Annotated in this window: 13 protein-coding genes and 1 pseudogene; 7 read left to right on the top strand and 7 right to left on the bottom strand. The window is 72.8% G+C overall.

The genetic code is table 11. The features are described 5' to 3' along the window. Positions 1–9: 9 nt before the first annotated feature. Positions 10–1,272, bottom strand: coding sequence for a molybdopterin molybdotransferase MoeA (locus LE548_RS30265; RefSeq protein ID WP_225100145.1), 1,263 nt, complete (start codon positions 1,270–1,272; stop codon positions 10–12). A gap of 149 nt (positions 1,273–1,421) precedes the next feature. On the opposite strand from LE548_RS30265, the gene LE548_RS30260 reads away from it, so the two are divergent. Both LE548_RS30260 and fdhD read left to right on the top strand, forming a co-directional pair. Next, complete coding sequence (locus LE548_RS30260) at positions 1,422–3,725, top strand: FdhF/YdeP family oxidoreductase (protein ID WP_225100144.1); 2,304 nt, start codon at positions 1,422–1,424, stop codon at positions 3,723–3,725. After that, positions 3,713–4,549, top strand: a complete 837-nt coding sequence (gene fdhD, locus LE548_RS30255; RefSeq protein WP_225100143.1) for a formate dehydrogenase accessory sulfurtransferase FdhD — start codon at positions 3,713–3,715, stop codon at positions 4,547–4,549. The genes LE548_RS30260 and fdhD overlap by 13 nt, the downstream gene beginning before the upstream one ends. A gap of 27 nt (positions 4,550–4,576) precedes the next feature. Here fdhD and LE548_RS30250 read toward each other — a convergent pair whose 3' ends face one another. Beyond that, the gene (locus LE548_RS30250; RefSeq protein WP_225100142.1) at positions 4,577–5,494 is read right to left on the bottom strand and encodes a LysR family transcriptional regulator; all 918 of its coding nucleotides are present in this window, start codon (positions 5,492–5,494) and stop codon (positions 4,577–4,579) included. Between the two features lie 183 nt (positions 5,495–5,677). On the opposite strand from LE548_RS30250, the gene LE548_RS30245 reads away from it, so the two are divergent. Beyond that, a complete protein-coding gene (locus LE548_RS30245) occupies positions 5,678–8,176 on the top strand; it encodes an ATP-dependent Clp protease ATP-binding subunit (protein WP_225100141.1) in 2,499 nt (832 codons plus the stop codon). Positions 8,177–8,203: 27 nt separating this feature from the next. Here LE548_RS30245 and LE548_RS30240 read toward each other — a convergent pair whose 3' ends face one another. After that, positions 8,204–8,689, bottom strand: a complete 486-nt coding sequence (locus LE548_RS30240) for a GreA/GreB family elongation factor (protein WP_225100140.1) — start codon at positions 8,687–8,689, stop codon at positions 8,204–8,206. Between the two features lie 110 nt (positions 8,690–8,799). On the opposite strand from LE548_RS30240, the gene LE548_RS46625 reads away from it, so the two are divergent. Together LE548_RS46625 and LE548_RS30235 are read left to right on the top strand one after the other, a co-directional pair. After that, positions 8,800–8,877, top strand: a complete 78-nt coding sequence (locus tag LE548_RS46625; RefSeq protein WP_373305753.1) for a 50S ribosomal protein bL37 — start codon at positions 8,800–8,802, stop codon at positions 8,875–8,877. A gap of 95 nt (positions 8,878–8,972) precedes the next feature. Next, positions 8,973–10,436: an NAD(P)/FAD-dependent oxidoreductase gene (locus LE548_RS30235; RefSeq protein ID WP_225100139.1), complete on the top strand. Its 1,464-nt coding sequence runs from the start codon at positions 8,973–8,975 to the stop codon at positions 10,434–10,436. A 90-nt stretch (positions 10,437–10,526) separates the two neighbouring features. On the opposite strand, the gene LE548_RS30230 is transcribed toward LE548_RS30235, so the two are convergent. Further along, the gene (locus LE548_RS30230) at positions 10,527–11,681 is read right to left on the bottom strand and encodes a histidine kinase (RefSeq protein WP_225100138.1); all 1,155 of its coding nucleotides are present in this window, start codon (positions 11,679–11,681) and stop codon (positions 10,527–10,529) included. A 168-nt stretch (positions 11,682–11,849) separates the two neighbouring features. Between LE548_RS30230 and LE548_RS30225 the strand changes: the two genes are divergently transcribed. Beyond that, positions 11,850–12,233 carry a hypothetical protein gene (locus LE548_RS30225; RefSeq protein WP_225100137.1) on the top strand — a complete coding sequence of 128 codons (384 nt, stop codon included), beginning with the start codon at positions 11,850–11,852 and terminating at the stop codon, positions 12,231–12,233. On the opposite strand, the gene LE548_RS30220 is transcribed toward LE548_RS30225, so the two are convergent. Together LE548_RS30220 and LE548_RS30215 are read right to left on the bottom strand one after the other, a co-directional pair. Continuing rightward, positions 12,224–12,814 (bottom strand): YdeI family protein, encoded by a 591-nt coding sequence (locus tag LE548_RS30220; RefSeq protein ID WP_225100136.1) that lies wholly within the window; start codon positions 12,812–12,814, stop codon positions 12,224–12,226. The two genes, LE548_RS30225 and LE548_RS30220, sit on opposite strands and share 10 nt — an antisense overlap. A gap of 228 nt (positions 12,815–13,042) precedes the next feature. Further along, positions 13,043–13,792: an SDR family oxidoreductase gene (locus LE548_RS30215; RefSeq protein WP_225100135.1), complete on the bottom strand. Its 750-nt coding sequence runs from the start codon at positions 13,790–13,792 to the stop codon at positions 13,043–13,045. Between the two features lie 38 nt (positions 13,793–13,830). Between LE548_RS30215 and LE548_RS30210 the strand changes: the two genes are divergently transcribed. Further along, positions 13,831–15,117 carry a hypothetical protein gene (locus tag LE548_RS30210; RefSeq protein WP_225100134.1) on the top strand — a complete coding sequence of 429 codons (1,287 nt, stop codon included), beginning with the start codon at positions 13,831–13,833 and terminating at the stop codon, positions 15,115–15,117. A gap of 216 nt (positions 15,118–15,333) precedes the next feature. On the opposite strand, the pseudogene LE548_RS30205 reads toward LE548_RS30210, so the two are convergent. After that, positions 15,334–15,671, bottom strand: a pseudogene (locus LE548_RS30205) (alpha/beta hydrolase fold domain-containing protein); the annotation flags it as partial. Positions 15,672–15,831: the final 160 nt, after the last annotated feature.

Here is a 15,831-nt window from a genome sequence, read left to right as displayed (position 1 = left end):
ACCGCGGTCTCACCGGCCGGGCAGCTCCAGTACCTCCACCGTGGCTCCGGCCGTCACACCGCCCGGTGGCACCACCGCGAGGGCGTCCGCCAGGGCCAGGCCGCGCAGCATCGCCGGGCCGTCGAACGGCAGCGGGGTCACCTCCTGCCCGGCCGTGAAGACCGGCAGCAGCCGCGTGTCGCACGGGTGTCCCGGCAGAGCGGCGGAGGCCGTCAGCCGGACCGGACCGGGGTCGCGGTGGCCGCCGAGGTGCCGCAGCAGCGGCTCGGCGAGGGTGACCAGGCCGGCCACCGCGGCCAGGGGATTGCCGGGCAGTCCGACCAGCCTGCGCGCCCGGCCGTCGGCGGTGGCCGGCAACTCGGCGAGCAGCATCGGATGGCCCGGCCGTACCGCCACGGAGTCGACCAGCAGCCGGGCGCCCACCGACCGGAGCGTGTCGTGCAGGAAGTCCACCGGTCCCGCGGCGGTGCTGCCGGTCGTGATCACGACGTCGGCGGGAGAGCGGCGCACGGCCTCGCGGAGCGGGCCGAGGTCGTCCGCGATCCGGCGCCGGCCGATCATCTCGGCGCCGAGGCCGTGCAGCCACGGCGGCAGCAGCGGGCCGAGCGCGTCCCGGACCCGTCCGCCGCGCGGCACACCACGCTCCAGCAACTCGTCGCCGAGGACGAGCAGTTCCACGCTCGGGCGGCGATGGACGGTCAGCCGGTCGTACCCGGCCGCCGCCGCAAGGCCCAGGACGCGTTCGGTCACCGTGCTGCCGGCGGGCAGCAGCGGCTCGCCGGAGCGGCACTCCTGGCCGCGCGGCCGGATGTCCCGCCCCGCGCACACCGGCCCGGGGGAGCGGTCGTACAGCAGATCCTGCCCGGGGTCCGTCGCGCCGTGCTCGCTGCGCAGTACGGCGGTGGCGCCCGGCGGTACCGGGGCGCCGGTGGCGATGGGGACGGCGGTGTCCGGGCCGAGCGGACCGGGCTCCTCACCGGCGAGGACTCCGGCGCCGCTCAGCCGCCACGGCCCCGGTCCGGCCACGGCCCAGCCGTCCATCGCGGCGGTGTCGAAGGACGGCAGATCGGTGAGTGCCACGAGTGGTTCGGCGAGCGCGTGGCCGAGCGCGTCGGCGAGGATGCGGGGGACGGCGGGCAGCGGCTGCCCGGCGCAGGACCGGGCGATCGAGCGGGCCCGCTCCCAGTCCCGGACGGCCCGCGGCGAGCCCGGCCGGGCGTGTGCGGCGTGCGGTGCCGTGCCGTCGGCCGTGTCCGTCCGGGATGGCGTCATGCGGATCATCGTCGACCGGGTGTCCGGCGAAGTCAAAGAGGGACTTTTTGTCGGCCGATAGGGGCCGCCTATGTGATAACCGCCGCTTATCAGCTCATTGAAAACGCCTCTTTGACTTCCCTGCGTGACGGGGCGGATGCTGCCGGACCATGAGCGGCATCGAGGACCCCGTAGACGACCTGTCGGTCACCTCGCCCAAGCGCTGGGCCACCGGCGTTCCGGCGGTCACCCACGCGCTGGCGTACTCCCTGGAACAGACCTCGGTACGCCGCACCGCGCTGACCCTGCTGAACATCAACCAGGCCAAGGGAATCGACTGCCCGGGCTGCGCCTGGCCCGAGCCCGCGGCCGGCAAGCGGCACCTCAACGAGTACTGCGAGAACGGTGCCAAGCACATCAACGACGAGGCCACCACGCGCCGCGTCACCACCGACTTCTTCCGCGAGCACTCGATCGCCGAACTGGGTGCCAAGTCGGACTACTGGCTCAACCAGCAGGGCCGGCTCACCGAGCCCATGATCAAGCGGCCCGGCGCCGAGCACTACGAACCCATCGGCTGGGACGAGGCGCTGGAGGTGCTCGCCGGGGAACTGCGCCGGCTGGACTCCCCGGACGAGGCCCTCTTCTACACCTCCGGCCGGGTGGGCAACGAGGCCGCGTTCCTGCTCCAGCTCTTCGCCCGCGCCTACGGCACCAACAACCTGCCGGACTGCTCCAACATGTGCCACGAGTCGAGTGGTTCGGCGCTGATGGAGACACTCGGCATCGGCAAGGGCAGCGTCTCGCTGGACGACATCCACACCGCCGACCTGGTCTTCGTCGTCGGCCAGAACCCGGGCACCAACCATCCGCGCATGCTGTCCGCGCTGGAGGAGACCAAGCGGGGCGGCGGCAAGGTCATCGCGGTCAACCCGCTGCCCGAGGCCGGGCTCCTGCGCTTCAAGCACCCCCAGAAGGCGCGCGGGGTGATCGGCCGGGGCACCGCGATCGCCGACCAGTTCCTGCAGATCCGCCCCGGCGGCGACCTCGCTCTGTTCCAGGCCCTCAACCGGCTGCTGCTGGAGGCCGAGGACAAGCGCCCGGGCACCGTCCTCGACCATGCGTTCATCAGCGCCCACACCACCGGCTTCGCCGACTTCGCCGACCACGCCCGGCAGACCGCCTGGGAGGACGTCCTCGCCGCGACCGGGCTGACCCGCGAGCAGATCGAGGCCGTCCACGAGCAGGTGCTGCGCAGCGGAAAGATCATCGTCTGCTGGGCCATGGGACTCACCCAGCACAAGCACGGCGTCCCCACCATCCGCGAGGTCGTCAACTTCCTTCTGCTGCGCGGCAACGTCGGCCGGCCGGGCGCGGGCGTGTGCCCGGTGCGCGGGCACAGCAACGTCCAGGGCGACCGCACCATGGGCATCTGGGAGCGGATGCCCCAGTCGTTCCTCGACGCCCTGGAGCGCGAGTTCGGCTTCACCCCGCCGACGAAGCACGGCCTGGACTCGGTCGACAGCATCCGGGCCATGCGCGACGGCACCGCCAAGGTGTTCCTCGGCGTCGCCGGCAACTTCGTCCGCGCCACCCCGGACAGCCTCGTCACCGAGGAGGCGATGCGGCGCTGCCGGCTCACCGCGCACATCTCCACCAAGCTCAACCGCTCCCACACGGTCTGCGGCGACACCGCCCTCATCCTGCCCACCCTCGGCCGCAGCGACCGGGACGTCCAGGCGGCCGGCGAGCAGTTCGTCACCGTCGAGGACTCCATGAGCGAGGTCCACGCCTCCCGCGGCAAGCTGGACCCCGCCTCCCCGCACCTGCTCAGCGAGGTCGCGATCATCAGCCGGCTGGCCCGCAGGACCCTCGGCGACACCCCGGACATCCCCTGGGCGGACTTCGAGGCGGACTACGGCACCGTCCGCGACCGCATCTCCCGCGTCGTCCCCGGCTTCCAGGACTTCAACGCCCGCGTGGCCCGGCCCGGCGGCTTCCGGCTGCCCAACCCGGTCAACGAGTACGTCTTCCGCACCCCGAGCGGCAAGGCCGTCTTCACCCGCAACGACTTCACGATGCCCGACATCCCCGAGGGACATCTGCTGCTCCAGACGCTGCGCTCCCACGACCAGTGGAACACCGTCCCGTACGCGATGAACGACCGCTACCGCGGCATCCACAACGCCCGCCGGGTCGTGCTCGTCAACCCCGACGACCTGAAGGCACTCGGGTTCGCCGACCGCGACCTGGTGGACCTGGTCGCGGTGTGGCACGACGGACGCGAGCGCCGGGCGGAGGGCTTCCGTGTCGTCGCCTACCCCGCCAGCCGTGGCTCGGCCGCCTCCTACTACCCCGAGACCAACGTCCTGGTACCGCTCGACAGCGTCGCGGACATCAGCAACACACCCACGTCCAAAGGGGTGCTGATCCGGCTGGAGCCCGCGAGCGGAGCGGCGTCATGGGGCGAGTGACCGTACGACGGCGGGTGCTGCGCATCCGCGACGGAGCGGCCGCGCACCGGCCGGACACCCTGGCCGCCGAGGAACCGATGGAGATCCGCGTCGGCGGCCGCCCGCTCACCGTGACCATGCGCACCCCGGGCGACGACTTCGACCTCGCGACCGGGTTCCTGGTCGGCGAGGGCGTCGTCCACGCCGCCGGCGACGTGACCGGGATCCGCTACTGTGCGGGCGCCACGGCCGACGGCGGCAACACCTACAACGTGGTCGACGTGGGCCTCGCCCCCGGGGTGGCCCTGCCCACCGCGTCGCTGGAGCGGAACTTCTACACCACCTCCTCGTGCGGCCTGTGCGGCAAGGCCGGCCTGGACGCGGTGCGCATGGTGCGGAGATGGTCGGTGGCCGAGGACCCGCTGAGCGTGGGCCCGGAGCTGCTCGCCGCGCTGCCCGAGCGGCTGCGGGCGGCCCAGCGGGTGTTCGACAGCACCGGCGGACTGCACGCGGCCGGCCTGTTCACGGCCGACGGCGAGCTGCTGTGTCTGCGCGAGGACGTGGGCCGGCACAACGCCGTGGACAAGGTCGTCGGACACGCCCTGCGCTCGGGGCTGCTGCCGCTGCGCGGAACCGTGCTGATGGTCAGCGGGCGTGCCTCGTTCGAGCTGGTGCAGAAGGCCGTACTGGCCGGGATCCCGCTGCTCGCGGCCGTCTCGGCGCCCTCCTCGCTGGCCGTGGACCTGGCCGCCGAGAGCGGGCTGACCCTGGTCGGCTTCCTGCGCGGCACGTCGATGAACGTCTACACCGGCGCCGAACGCCTCGCGGCCCAGCCGGTGGGCTGACCGTTCCCCGCGCAGGCCGCCGCCTGGCTAGTCCCCCGGGATACGGTCCAGGGCCGTGGCCACATCGGTGCTGCGGGCGATGTCCGTCAGGGCCCGGGCCATGACCGACTCCGGCTCCCGGGCGGCGATCACCAGGCCCACCGGTACGGAGGCGGCGGGCTCCACCAGCGGCACCGCCCGCATGCCGTGCGGCACACCGAACACATGCAGCCAGGCGTGCGCCACGATGCTCGCCCACCGGCCCGTCCTCACATGGGCGAACAGCGCCGCCACGGAGTCGGTCTCCAACCGGGGCGAGGCCTGCGTCCCCCCCTCGGCGAACAGCTCGTCCAGCACCCGGCGCCCCTGCATCGCCTGGGTCAGCAGACACAGCGGCAGCCGCGCCGCCTCCGCCCACGTGGCCGTCGTACGCCGGGCCAGGCTGTCGGCGGCCGGGAGCAGCAGGACGTACCGCTCCTGGTACAGCGGAACCGTGTGGAACTGCTCCGACACGTCCGCGCGCAGATAGGTCACCCCCGCGTCCAGCTCGAAGTTCTGCAGCTGCCGCAGGATGTCCACCGACTGCATGTCCGCGATGACCTCCACCGTGACCAGTGGGTGCGCCGCACAGAACGGCCCGGTCAGATGGGCTACGGCGCCGGACGCGGTCGGCACCGAACCGATCCGTATCCGGCCGCTCAGGCCGCTGCGCAGGGCGTCGACCTCGTCCTTGAGGGCGTCGCGGTCGGCCAGGATCCGCTGCGCCCACACGACGATGCGCTCCCCTTCCGGGGTGAGCCCCTCGTACCTGCGGCCGCGCCGCACCAGCGGCACATCGAGTTCCTCCTCCAGCTTGCGCAGCGCCTCCGACAGGGCGGGCTGGGAGACGTAGCAGGCCTGGGCGGCACGGGCGAAATGCCGCTCCCGGGAGAGCGCGACGAGGTATTCGAGCTGACGAAAGAGCACGCCACGGGTGTACCCGACGGCACCCCGGAATGCCAAGCGCCCCTCCGTTTGCGGTGCCGTGCGCGGCGGGGTTCAGTGATTACTGACTCCGGAGCGAGTACCGGTTCGAGTACTGCCCCAGGTCACCGCCCCCTGCGTTACGGACCCCCGCGGATCAATGGTTCTCCGCGCCCAGGAGCTGTCATGTCGATGTCGTTCGGTGCACCCTTCGGTTCGTCGGATCCGTTCAGCGAGATGTTCAACCGGTTCTTCGGGATGTCACCGGCGTCCTCGCCTCCCGCAGTACAGCGCGTGCCGATCGGACGGCTGCTGACGGAGTCGTCGCAGGAACTGCTCAACCTCGCCGCGCAGCGGGCCGTCGAGGACGGGACGACCGACCTGGACACGGAACATCTGCTCTGGGCGGCCACCCAGGTCGACCCGTCCCGGCGGCTGCTCTCCCAGGCGGGCGTCGACCCCGACACCCTCGCGGCCGAGATCGCCAAGATCCTGCCGCGCGAGTCCGGGGAGCCGTCATCGCAGCCGGGCCTGACCCCGGCGGCCAAACGCACGCTCGGCGCCGCCTATGCCCAGTCCCAGGCGGCCGGCGTGTCGTACATCGGCCCGGAGCACATCCTCGGCGCCCTGCTGAGCGACAGCGACGCCGGTGCCGCCAGGCTGCTGCGGGCCGAGGGCACGGACCCAGGGAAGCTGGCGGGCCTGGCCGAACAGGCCGCCCGGGCCGACGCAGCTCCCGCCGAGCGCCCGCAGCCGGCCACGACGCTGGACGAGTTCGGCCGGGACCTGACGGAAGAGGCCAGGGCGGGCAGGCTCGACCCGGTGGTGGGGCGCGCCGAGGAGATCGAGCAGACCGTCGAGATCCTCTCCCGGCGCTCCAAGAACAACCCCGTCCTCATCGGTGAACCCGGCGTCGGCAAGACCGCCATCGTCGAGGGGCTCGCACAGCGCATCGTGGCGGGCGAGGTCCCGGACACCCTGAAGGACAGGCGGGTCGTCGCCCTCGACCTGTCGGGCATGGTGGCGGGCGCGCAGTACCGCGGCCAGTTCGAGGAACGGCTGAAGAAGGTCATCGGGGACGTCCAGGCCGCCAAGGGCCGGATCATTCTGTTCATCGACGAACTCCACACGGTCGTCGGCGCCGGCGCCACCGGCGAGGGCTCCATGGACGCGGGCAACATGCTCAAGCCCGCGCTCGCGCGCGGCGAACTCCGTGTGGTGGGCGCCACCACCATCGACGAGTACCGCAAGTACGTCGAGAAGGACGCGGCGTTGGAGCGCCGGTTCCAGCCCGTGATGGTCCCCGAGCCCACGGTCGAGGAGACCGTCCAGATCCTCGAAGGACTCCGCGACTCCTACGAGGCTCACCATCAAGTCCGCTTCGACGACGGGGCGTTGGCCGCGGCCGCCGAGCTGTCCGACCGCTACGTCACCGACCGCTTCCTGCCCGACAAGGCCATCGACGTCATGGACCAGGCCGGCGCCCGGGTACGGCTGCGGAGTGTGAGCCGGTCCACCGAGGTCGTCAGCTGCGAGGACCGGATCGCCAAGCTGCGCCGGGAACTCGAACAGGCCGTCTCCGCCGAGGACTTCGAGCGGGCCTCCGAGCTGAAGCGGAAGCTCTCCGAGGTGGAGGCCGAACTCGCCGGGATCGAGGAGCGCCGCGAGGGCGTGGTGTCCGTCACGGCCGCCGACATCGCGGACGTCGTCTCCCGCCGCACGGGCATTCCGGTCGCCCAGCTCACCGCAGGCGAGAAGGAGAGACTGCTCAGGCTGGAGGAGGAGTTGCACGCCCGGATCGTCGGCCAGGACGAGGCGGTCACCGCCGTCTCGCAGGCCGTGCGCCGCAATCGCGCGGGCATGGGCGACCCGGACCGGCCCGTGGGATCGTTCCTCTTCCTCGGCCCCACCGGTGTCGGCAAGACCGAACTCGCCAAGTCCCTCGCGGCGTTGCTGTTCGGCGACGAGGACCGGATGATCCGCTTCGACATGAGCGAGTTCCAGGAGAAGCACACCGTCGCCCGGCTCGTCGGCGCCCCTCCCGGATACGTCGGCTTCGAGGAGGCGGGCCAGCTGACCGAGAAGGTGCGCCGCCGGCCGTACAGTGTGGTGCTGTTCGACGAGGTGGAGAAGGCCCACCCGGATGTGTTCAACACCCTGCTGCAGATCCTGGACGACGGACGGCTGACCGACGGGCAGGGCCGCACCGTCGACTTCCGGCACTGTGTGGTCATCATGACGTCCAACATCGGCGCGCACCGCATCCTCGACCACAAGGGCGATGTGTCCGAACTGAAGGACGCGTTGATGGAGGACCTGCGGGGAAGGTTCCTGCCGGAGTTCCTCAACCGCATCGACGACATCATCATCTTCCACGGCCTGACCGAGGACGACCTGAGCCGGATCGCGGACCATCTGCTGGACCGGAGCAAGCGCCGGGTGCACGCCCAGGGCATGCGGCTCGACGTCACGGAGTCCGCGAAGAAGCTGCTCATCGCGCATGGCCACCAGCCGGAGTTCGGCGCCCGTCCGCTGCGCCGCACCATCCAGGCGGAACTCGACAACCGCATCGCCGACCTGCTGCTGAGCGGTGAAGCCGAGCCCGGGCAGACGATCGTCGCCGACGTGGTGGAGGACTCGCTGCACTGCTCGGTGCGGAAGAGCACCGACGCCGACGGCACGTGACCGACCACCGCGATCGGCAACGGCCGTTCAGCCCTGCTCGTCTTGATCACCTTGCTCGCCGATCGACACCACGACCGCGCTCGCCGGCCCGCCCGGTGTCCTGAAGCGGACGGTGTCGCCGGGACGGTGGCCGAGCAGGGCCTGGCCGAACGGGCTGTCGACGGTGACCAGGTTCTGGTCCAGGGCCTCGGCGACCTCCCCGACCTGCAGGGTCTCCACCGAGCCGTCCGGGAAGCGGACAGTGACCGTGCTGCCCACCCCCACGGCATCGGTGGGTGCGGGCCCGGCCACGGCCGCCTGACGCAGCCGTACCGTGATGTCCTCGATACGGCGGTCCAGGCGGTCGAGCTGGTCGGCACGCCGCAACTCGTCTGCCTCGTCGGCGCTGTCGCCCACCTCGGCGGTGTCCCGCACGGTCCCGGCGACGAGTCGCCGCTCGTCACGCAGGTCGGCCAGCTCCTGCTCCAGTGCGCGCCGGGCCGTGGCGCTGATCGGCTCCGGATCACCGGTCATGGCGGCTCCTTCACTCCAAAGGGTGCATATGCTTCAAGATGCTTTGAAATGCGACAAGAGGGATATTTTTCGTAGCGTATATCGAATCTTTTCCTCGGCAGGAGGTTGCCATGTCCTCGAAGCGACGCCGGAAGAAGAAGTCACGGCGCGGCCACGCCGCCAACCACGGGAAGCGGCCCCAGTGCTGAGCTGAGCCGGCGCGGGCAGCCGAGGTCGGAGCGGCCGAGGGTTACGATCACCGCGGCCATCTGATTTCTGCACGAGTCGCCACGGGGGGCACGGCATGACGTCCGCGGTCGTGGTCGGCGCCGGGCCCAACGGGCTCGCCGCCGCTGCCTTTCTCGCCAAGGCGGGGCTGGAGGTCACGGTCCTGGAGGCGGCGGACGAGATCGGCGGCGGCACCCGCAGCTCCGAGGCCCTCCTGCCCGGCCTGCTGCACGATCACTGCTCGGCGATCCACCCCACCGCCGTCACGTCCCCGGCCCTGCGCGCCCTCGGCCTCGACCGGTACGGGCTGCGCTGGCGGACGGCCGACGTCGACTGCGTACACCCGCTGGATGACGGCAGCGCCGGGGTGCTGCTGCGCTCCGTACCGGACACGGCCCGCCTGCTCGGCCCCGACGGCGACCGCTATCAGGCCCTGTTCACCACCCCCGTACGGCACTGGGACGCCCTGGCCCACGATGCGCTGGGCCCCCTCCTGCGCGTCCCCTCCCACCCGCTGCTGCTTGCCCGCTTCGGCCTGCCCACCACCCTGCCCGCCACCGTCCTCGCCCGCCTCTTCCGCACGCCCCGGGCGCGGGCCCTGTGGGCCGGCGTGGCGGCGCACGCCATGCGCCCGCTGTCCCGCCCGTTCACCTCGGCGATCGGACTCGGCATCCTCACCGCGGGCCACGCGGCGGGCTGGGCCGTGGCCGAGGGCGGTTCGCAGTCCATCGCGCACGCCATGGAGCGCGTACTGCGCGAGCACGGAGGCACCGTCCACACCGGCGTCCGCGTCACCGACCGCCGGCAGCTGCCCCCCGCCGACGTCACCCTCCTCGACCTCGACCCGGGCCAGGTCGCGGCCCTGTACGGCGACCGGCTGCCCGCCCGGGTGCGCGACGCCTACCGGCGCTTCCATCGCGCACCCGCCGTCTTCAAGCTCGACCTGGCCGTCGAGGGCGGTGTGCCCTGGACGAACGCGCACGCGCGCCGGGCGTCCACGGTGCACCTGGGCGGCCCGCTCGCCGAGGTGGCACAGGCGGAGCGGGACGTGGTGGCCGGCCGCATGCCCGAACGCCCCTTCGTCCTGGTCGGCCAGCAGTACCTGGCCGACCCCGCCCGCTCGGCCGGTGACGTCCACCCCGTGTACGCCTACGCCCATGTCCCGCACGGCTACGACGCGGACGCCACCGAAGCGATCCTCGGGCAACTGGAGCGGTTCGCCCCCGGCGCCCGCGACCGCATCGTGGGCCTGCGGGCCACCCCACCCGCCCGGTTCGCGGCCGCCAACCCCAACTTCACCGGCGGCGACATCGTCACCGGAGCCAAGACCACCCCCCAGCTCCTCCTGGGCCCCCGCCCGGCCCTCGACCCGTACGCCACCGGCCTGCCCGGGGTGTTCCTCTGCTCAGCGGCCACCCCGCCGGGCCCCGGCGCCCACGGCCTGTGCGGCGCCGGAGCGGCGGCGGCCGCACTGCGTCACCTGGGGCTCCGGGCAACTCCCGGGTCGGCGACGCCGCAAACGGCGGACCGTGACTGGTGACGCGTGCCGAGGCATCGAGCGTGCCCGAAGCACGTGTGCTGTGCCGGCCATGCAGTCCGGCATCGCGATCAAGACCCTCGGTGCGGGCCGTCACCACACGCAGGGAAGCTCCACCTCGATCACGGTCGGGCCGCCGGCGGGGCTGGTCACCGTCAGCTCGCCGTCCAGGGCCGCGACCCGGCGCCGGACGCCGAGCAGGCCCGTGCCGCCGCGCTCGTCGGCGCCCCCGTGGCCGTCGTCGCCGATCACGGTCCGCAGCCCGCCGCGCAGGCGCTCCAGCCGTACGTCCGCCCGCCGGCCGCCGCCGTGCTTGGCCGCGTTGGTCAGCGCCTCGGCCACGGCGAAGTACGCGGCGGCCTCGATCGCCGCCGGAGGCCGTGGCCCCTCCTCCAGGCCGCCCGTCACGCTCACGGTCACATCGAGCCCGCTGCTCGCCGCGAGGGCCCGTACGGCTCCGACGAGACCCCGGTCGGTGAGCACCGGCGGGTGGATGCCGCGCACCACGTGCCGCAGCTCGGTCAGCGCCTCCTGGGCGTGGTGATGTGCGTCGACGAGGAGCGCGCGGGCGGCCTCGGGGTCCCGGTCGTAGGCACGCAGGGCGAGCCCGAGCCGCATCGAGAGGGCCACCAGGCGGGCCTGGGCGCCGTCGTGCAGGTCGCGTTCGATACGGCGCAGTTCGGCTTCGTGGGCGATGACGGCGTCGGCACGGGTGGCCGCCAGCCGCTCGACCCGGGCGGCCAGCAGCGCCTGCGGAGCGGGCCTGAGCAGGGCCTGTGACCAGCGGGTCTCCAGGTCGGCGAGCCGGGTGATCAGCGGCAGGACGACCGGGGCGCGCCGCAGCAGCCCGCACCACACCCCGTCGGCCACCAGGCCGAGCGGCCACAGCGGCAACGCGACCAGGACGAGGGTGCCGTAGCCGTACGAGGCGAACATCCAGCGCAGATCGGTGCGCGTGCCGGGGTCGTGGACGGCGGTGCGCAGCCGCTGCCGCAGCGGACCGGTGATCGGCTGGTACGCCTCGGGGATCTCCCGGCCCGTCCACGCGGCCGTCATGGCGCGCTTGGCCCCGGCGATCCGCCGGATCAGCAGCACGGTCTCGGGCAGCAGCCAGGCCCCGACCACCGTGAGCGTGCCGACAGCGGTGATCAGCAGCACGGTGACGAAGAGGCAGAGGCCGAACACCATCGCCCCCGCAAGCACCAGATGAACCGTGGCCCGCCCGGCCTGCCGCATGGTTTTCCGCATACCGGCCACGCTAGGTGCCCGGCTGCCCGACGGCGGGGGAGCGGCCCACACCAACGGGGTGCAGCGGGCTACACCCCCGCTTCGGGAGCGCACACCCTCGTGGCCGCGACCGGGTGACGAGACGGTGGAACCACACGTTCCCGCCCCTCCCCGGAAGGCAGTCCCCTCATGAAGTCCCTGCTCACCACGGCCACCCTCTGGATCACGTGCGTCGCCGGACTCTCGGCGGCGGCGGCCTCCGGCACCGTCCTCGACGGCACGGCGAAGAGCGTGGCCACCTACGGCGGCATCGCCCTCTCGCTGGTGGCCGGCTCCCGCATCGCCCGCAAGGAGCCGGTCAAGTCCTTCCTGTCGCGCCGGCCGGTGCTGTGGTTCCTGTTCCTGTTCAACGGCACCGTCGCCGCGTTCTGCGCGGTCGCGGTGGACGGCACGCAGGGCGTCATGGCCGCGGTGGGGATGGGCCTCGTCGCGCTGGGGGCGGGGTTCGGACTTCTCCCGAGGCGGCGCGGCAATCCGCAGCCCGAGCGCGCCCGAGCCACCGGTCAGGGATAGATCTTCCGCTGCTCGGCGAGCATGGCGACGAACTTCTCGATGCGGTCCGCCCGGGTCTGGGGCCTCTTCGCGTCCTGGACCCGGTACAGGATCGCGAACCGGTTGCGGCTGTCCAGGGTCGCGAAGAAGGCCCGCGCCTCCGGGACGGCGTCCAGGGCAGCCTGGAGATCATCGGGCACCGTCGCCGTGCTCTGCGCGGCGTACGCGGCCTCCCAGCGGCCGTCCGCCCTGGCCTGCTCCACCTCCCGCAGACCGGCCGGTCGCATCCGGCCCTGCTCGGTCAGCTCGACGGCCTTCTGCCGGTTCACCTGCGACCACTTGCTGCCCCGCCGACGCGGAGTGAAGCGCTGCAACCAGTGCAGCTCGTCCAGCTTCTTCTTCTGCCCGTCGATCCAGCCGAAGCAGAGCGCCGACTCCAGTGCCCGCGCGTAGTCGACGCCGTCGATTCCCGAGCCCTTCTTCGGGATCTTCAGCCAGACACCCGCGACGTCCGTGTGGTTCTCCTCCAGCCACTGCTCCCACGCGTCCTGCGTGGAGAAGAGGAGAAGCGGCTCCGCCCCGGCCTGTGCGCCACCCGACATGGCCCCCATCCAAAGCCATCCCTCGGTCACGGTCAACCGGCACGCGAAACACCGGTCCATCGGCCGGTCGGCCCGAGCCGGGGCGGGCACCGGACACACCGCCTGGTCGACATGGCCGAGTCGGGGCGCACCATCGGGTCGAGCGGGTCGAGCGGGTCGAGCGGGTCGAGCGGGTCGAGCGGGTCGAGCCGGGGCGCGCCGGGCCGAAGTCCGATGCGCCCCGCCCGCTCATGCCGCGTGTCCGCCGTCCACCGACAGCTCCGCCCCCGTCATGTACGCCGCCTCCGGGCCGGCGAGGTAGGCGACGGCGGAGGCCACCTCCTCGGCCGTGCCGTAGCGGCCCAGCGCGGTCATGGCCGCCTGGCCGGCCGCGAAGGGCCCGTCGGCGGGGTTCATGTCGGTGTCGGTCGGGCCCGGGTGTACGACGTTCGCGGTGATCCCGCGCCCGCCCAGCTCCCGGGCCAGCGCCTTCGTCAGCCCCACGACGGCCGACTTGCTCATCGCGTACAGGGTGCCGCCGGGGGCAGGCACGTGCTGGGTGATGCAACTGCCGACGGTGACGATCCGCCCTCCGGGTGCCATGAGCGCGGCAGCGGCCTGGGAGGCGAGGAACACCCCGCGCACGTTCACGGCGATGAGCCGGTCCACGTCGGCGAGCGACATGTCCTCCAGTGGCTGCATCAGGCCGAGGGCCGCGTTGTTCACCAGCACGTCCAGGCCCCCGAGCGCCTCCGCCGCACGGTGCACCGCGCCGGCCGCCTCCGCCGCGTCCGCGGCATCCGCCCGCAGGGCCACCGCCCGCCGCCCGAGCGCCTCGATGTCGCGTACCACCTCCTGTGCTGCCTCCTTGCCGTGCACATAGGTCACGGCCACGTCCGCGCCCTCCTGTGCCAGTCGTCGTGCCGTCGCCGCGCCGATCCCACGGCTGCCGCCGGTGACCAGCGCCTTCCTGCCGTTCAGGGGTGCTTGTGAAGTCATGACTCCATTTCAGGGGCGGGACGCGAGACACGCTGGCGGTGAACGGACCTCGACCTGATGGCGAGCCCCGGCCCGGCCGCCGCGGACGGGCGGATTTCGGCCCGGACCTCGCGGAGGCGTTCGCCGGCCAGTCCGCCGGGCTCTGCGGGGCTGGAGTTCCGGGCGCACTGTGGCTGACCACCGGACTGCACACGGGCGATGTGGGCTTCACGGTGGAAGTGCACGAGGAGGCACCGCCGTTGGCCGAAGGCTGGGAGGACGTCGTGGAGGTGTCCTTCCGCCCCGTCTCCGACGGGACGAGGCTCGTGCGGTGGGCGTGGGAGGACACCTGGGAGCTGGACCTGGCCGAGACCGACTACCGGGTGCGGTACTGCGCCATGGGCATGGACGCGGCCCACCGGAAGGACACCCGGCTGGACGAGGAGCCCCGACTGGACTGCTGTCTCCTGCAGTTCTGGCCCGCCGCGCCCGCACCGGACCGCGTCGTGCGGCCGACCTCGCGGATGGCGGCCTACTGGCACGGCCACGCCCGCGAGCTGCCACCGCCGCCCACACCGGCCGACCGCGCGGATGCCGGACGCCGGGCCCGTCGTGCACAGGAAGAGGCGGAAAAGGAACGCGAGTTGGCCTATGAGCGGTGGGCATGGGGCGGTCGGTCGCCGAGCCCGGCGCTGCGCGAGGCCGACGGCAACGTGCTCGGTCTGATCGACTTCGACGCGCCTCTCGTACACGCCATCGACGCGGCCGGCCCCGCGGTACAGCGTGCGGTGGCCCTGCTCGCCGCGCGTCGCGCGTGCGAGGCCGCGGGGCTGGCGGAGCTGGACCGGATCGCCGCCGGACTCGCCGCCGTGACGGAGGGACGGCCACTGCCGCCGCCCCTCGACGACTCGGAGCGGGCCTGGCGGGCCTTTGACGCCGATCCGGGTCTCCCGCACCGGACCGTGAGGCGGGCCGTCCCACCTGAGCGTCCGCCGTTCCAGGCGCCCGCCGGTGACGAGGTGTGCCTGCCGGTTCCGGCGCCCGAACCGACCGCATGGATCGTGGGACCGGCTGCCGACCGGGCGAAGGAGCCGGGGCCCTCCGAAGAGCCCGCGCCGGAGCCCACCCGAGCGACGGGCTACAAGCTGTGGGCCACGATCGGTGCGCCCGGCCCGTCCCTGCCCGTCTCCCAGCCGCACATGGTTCTGCCCGCACTGCTGGGCGCCGGGGAGAGCGATCCATTGCGGGCGGCCCTCGACGCGGTGTTCGCGGCCGTCGCCGCCTACGGCGAGGATTGTCCGACGCTGTTGCGGGAAGTTTGGTCCGCCTGCGAAAGACGTTGGTAATTCTGTATGAAATACCGCGGCGGAATCATTTCTGCAGGGCGACCGCAGATAATCATCGCGAGCGAGGGTACGTCACGGGAGACCGAATTCCTGACAAGCAGCCGGCGGCGGTCTCAGGGGGAGCGGACCGCCGCCGGCACCCCGTCACCCTGCGGGGAGGCCGGCGCCGTGGAGAGCACGTGGGACTCCGGCATACCGCAGACGTGACCTTCCGGCTCAGCCGGAGTGCAGAGCGGAGCGCGGCGTGCGGACGGCCAGGTCGATGGCCGCCCCGGCCGCGTGGGTGCCGCGCAGGACGTTGAGCATCACGAAGTCCTGGATGATCTGGGCGCGCTCGGCCTCGTCGGTCACCGGGTGACACAGCACCTGCTGGACCAGCGTGGGACCGCCCCGCTCCTTGGCCGTCAGGGGGAGCGCGGCGGTCATGTTGCCGCCGACGGAGTCACCGGCCACGGCCGGCCGGGACCCGTCCAGGCCTTGGCCGCGCCCTGCCCGACGACCCACTGGGCGACGGCGTGGCTCTGTTCGATGGCGACCGGGTGGCGGGCCTCGGGTGGTGTGTGCACCGTCAGGGTGGCGCTCAGCGGCTCAGCCGTACGGCCGCGCATGCTCGGCCGGCCATGCCGAGGGCTTCGTCGTCTTCCACGTCCAGGTGACGGGCGCGGTCGCGTTGCTCCAGGACGGCCGTCGGGCCGGGCTTCGGCCCCGCGCGGC

Origin of the sequence: Streptomyces sp. CoH27 (assembly GCF_020181035.1) — a bacterium.
Taxonomy (GTDB): Bacteria; Actinomycetota; Actinomycetes; order Streptomycetales; family Streptomycetaceae; genus Streptomyces; species Streptomyces camelliae.
The sequence above is the reverse complement of the archived record's forward strand: the minus strand, read 5'-3'. Positions and strand labels throughout refer to the sequence as shown.

Excerpts from the sequence above, each read along its gene's own strand:
- LE548_RS30260 (WP_225100144.1), top strand. The coding sequence starts at position 1,422 with ATGAGCGGCATCGAGGACCCCGTAGACGACCTGTCGGTCACCTCGCCC.
- LE548_RS46625 (WP_373305753.1), top strand. The coding sequence starts at position 8,800 with ATGTCCTCGAAGCGACGCCGGAAGAAGAAGTCACGGCGCGGCCACGCC.
- LE548_RS30230 (WP_225100138.1), bottom strand. The coding sequence starts at position 11,681 with ATGCGGAAAACCATGCGGCAGGCCGGGCGGGCCACGGTTCATCTGGTG.
- LE548_RS30265 (WP_225100145.1), bottom strand. The coding sequence starts at position 1,272 with ATGACGCCATCCCGGACGGACACGGCCGACGGCACGGCACCGCACGCC.
- LE548_RS30240 (WP_225100140.1), bottom strand. The coding sequence starts at position 8,689 with ATGACCGGTGATCCGGAGCCGATCAGCGCCACGGCCCGGCGCGCACTG.
- LE548_RS30245 (WP_225100141.1), top strand. The coding sequence starts at position 5,678 with ATGTCGATGTCGTTCGGTGCACCCTTCGGTTCGTCGGATCCGTTCAGC.
- fdhD (WP_225100143.1), top strand. The coding sequence starts at position 3,713 with ATGGGGCGAGTGACCGTACGACGGCGGGTGCTGCGCATCCGCGACGGA.
- LE548_RS30235 (WP_225100139.1), top strand. The coding sequence starts at position 8,973 with ATGACGTCCGCGGTCGTGGTCGGCGCCGGGCCCAACGGGCTCGCCGCC.
- LE548_RS30225 (WP_225100137.1), top strand. The coding sequence starts at position 11,850 with ATGAAGTCCCTGCTCACCACGGCCACCCTCTGGATCACGTGCGTCGCC.
- LE548_RS30220 (WP_225100136.1), bottom strand. The coding sequence starts at position 12,814 with ATGTCGGGTGGCGCACAGGCCGGGGCGGAGCCGCTTCTCCTCTTCTCC.
- LE548_RS30215 (WP_225100135.1), bottom strand. The coding sequence starts at position 13,792 with ATGACTTCACAAGCACCCCTGAACGGCAGGAAGGCGCTGGTCACCGGC.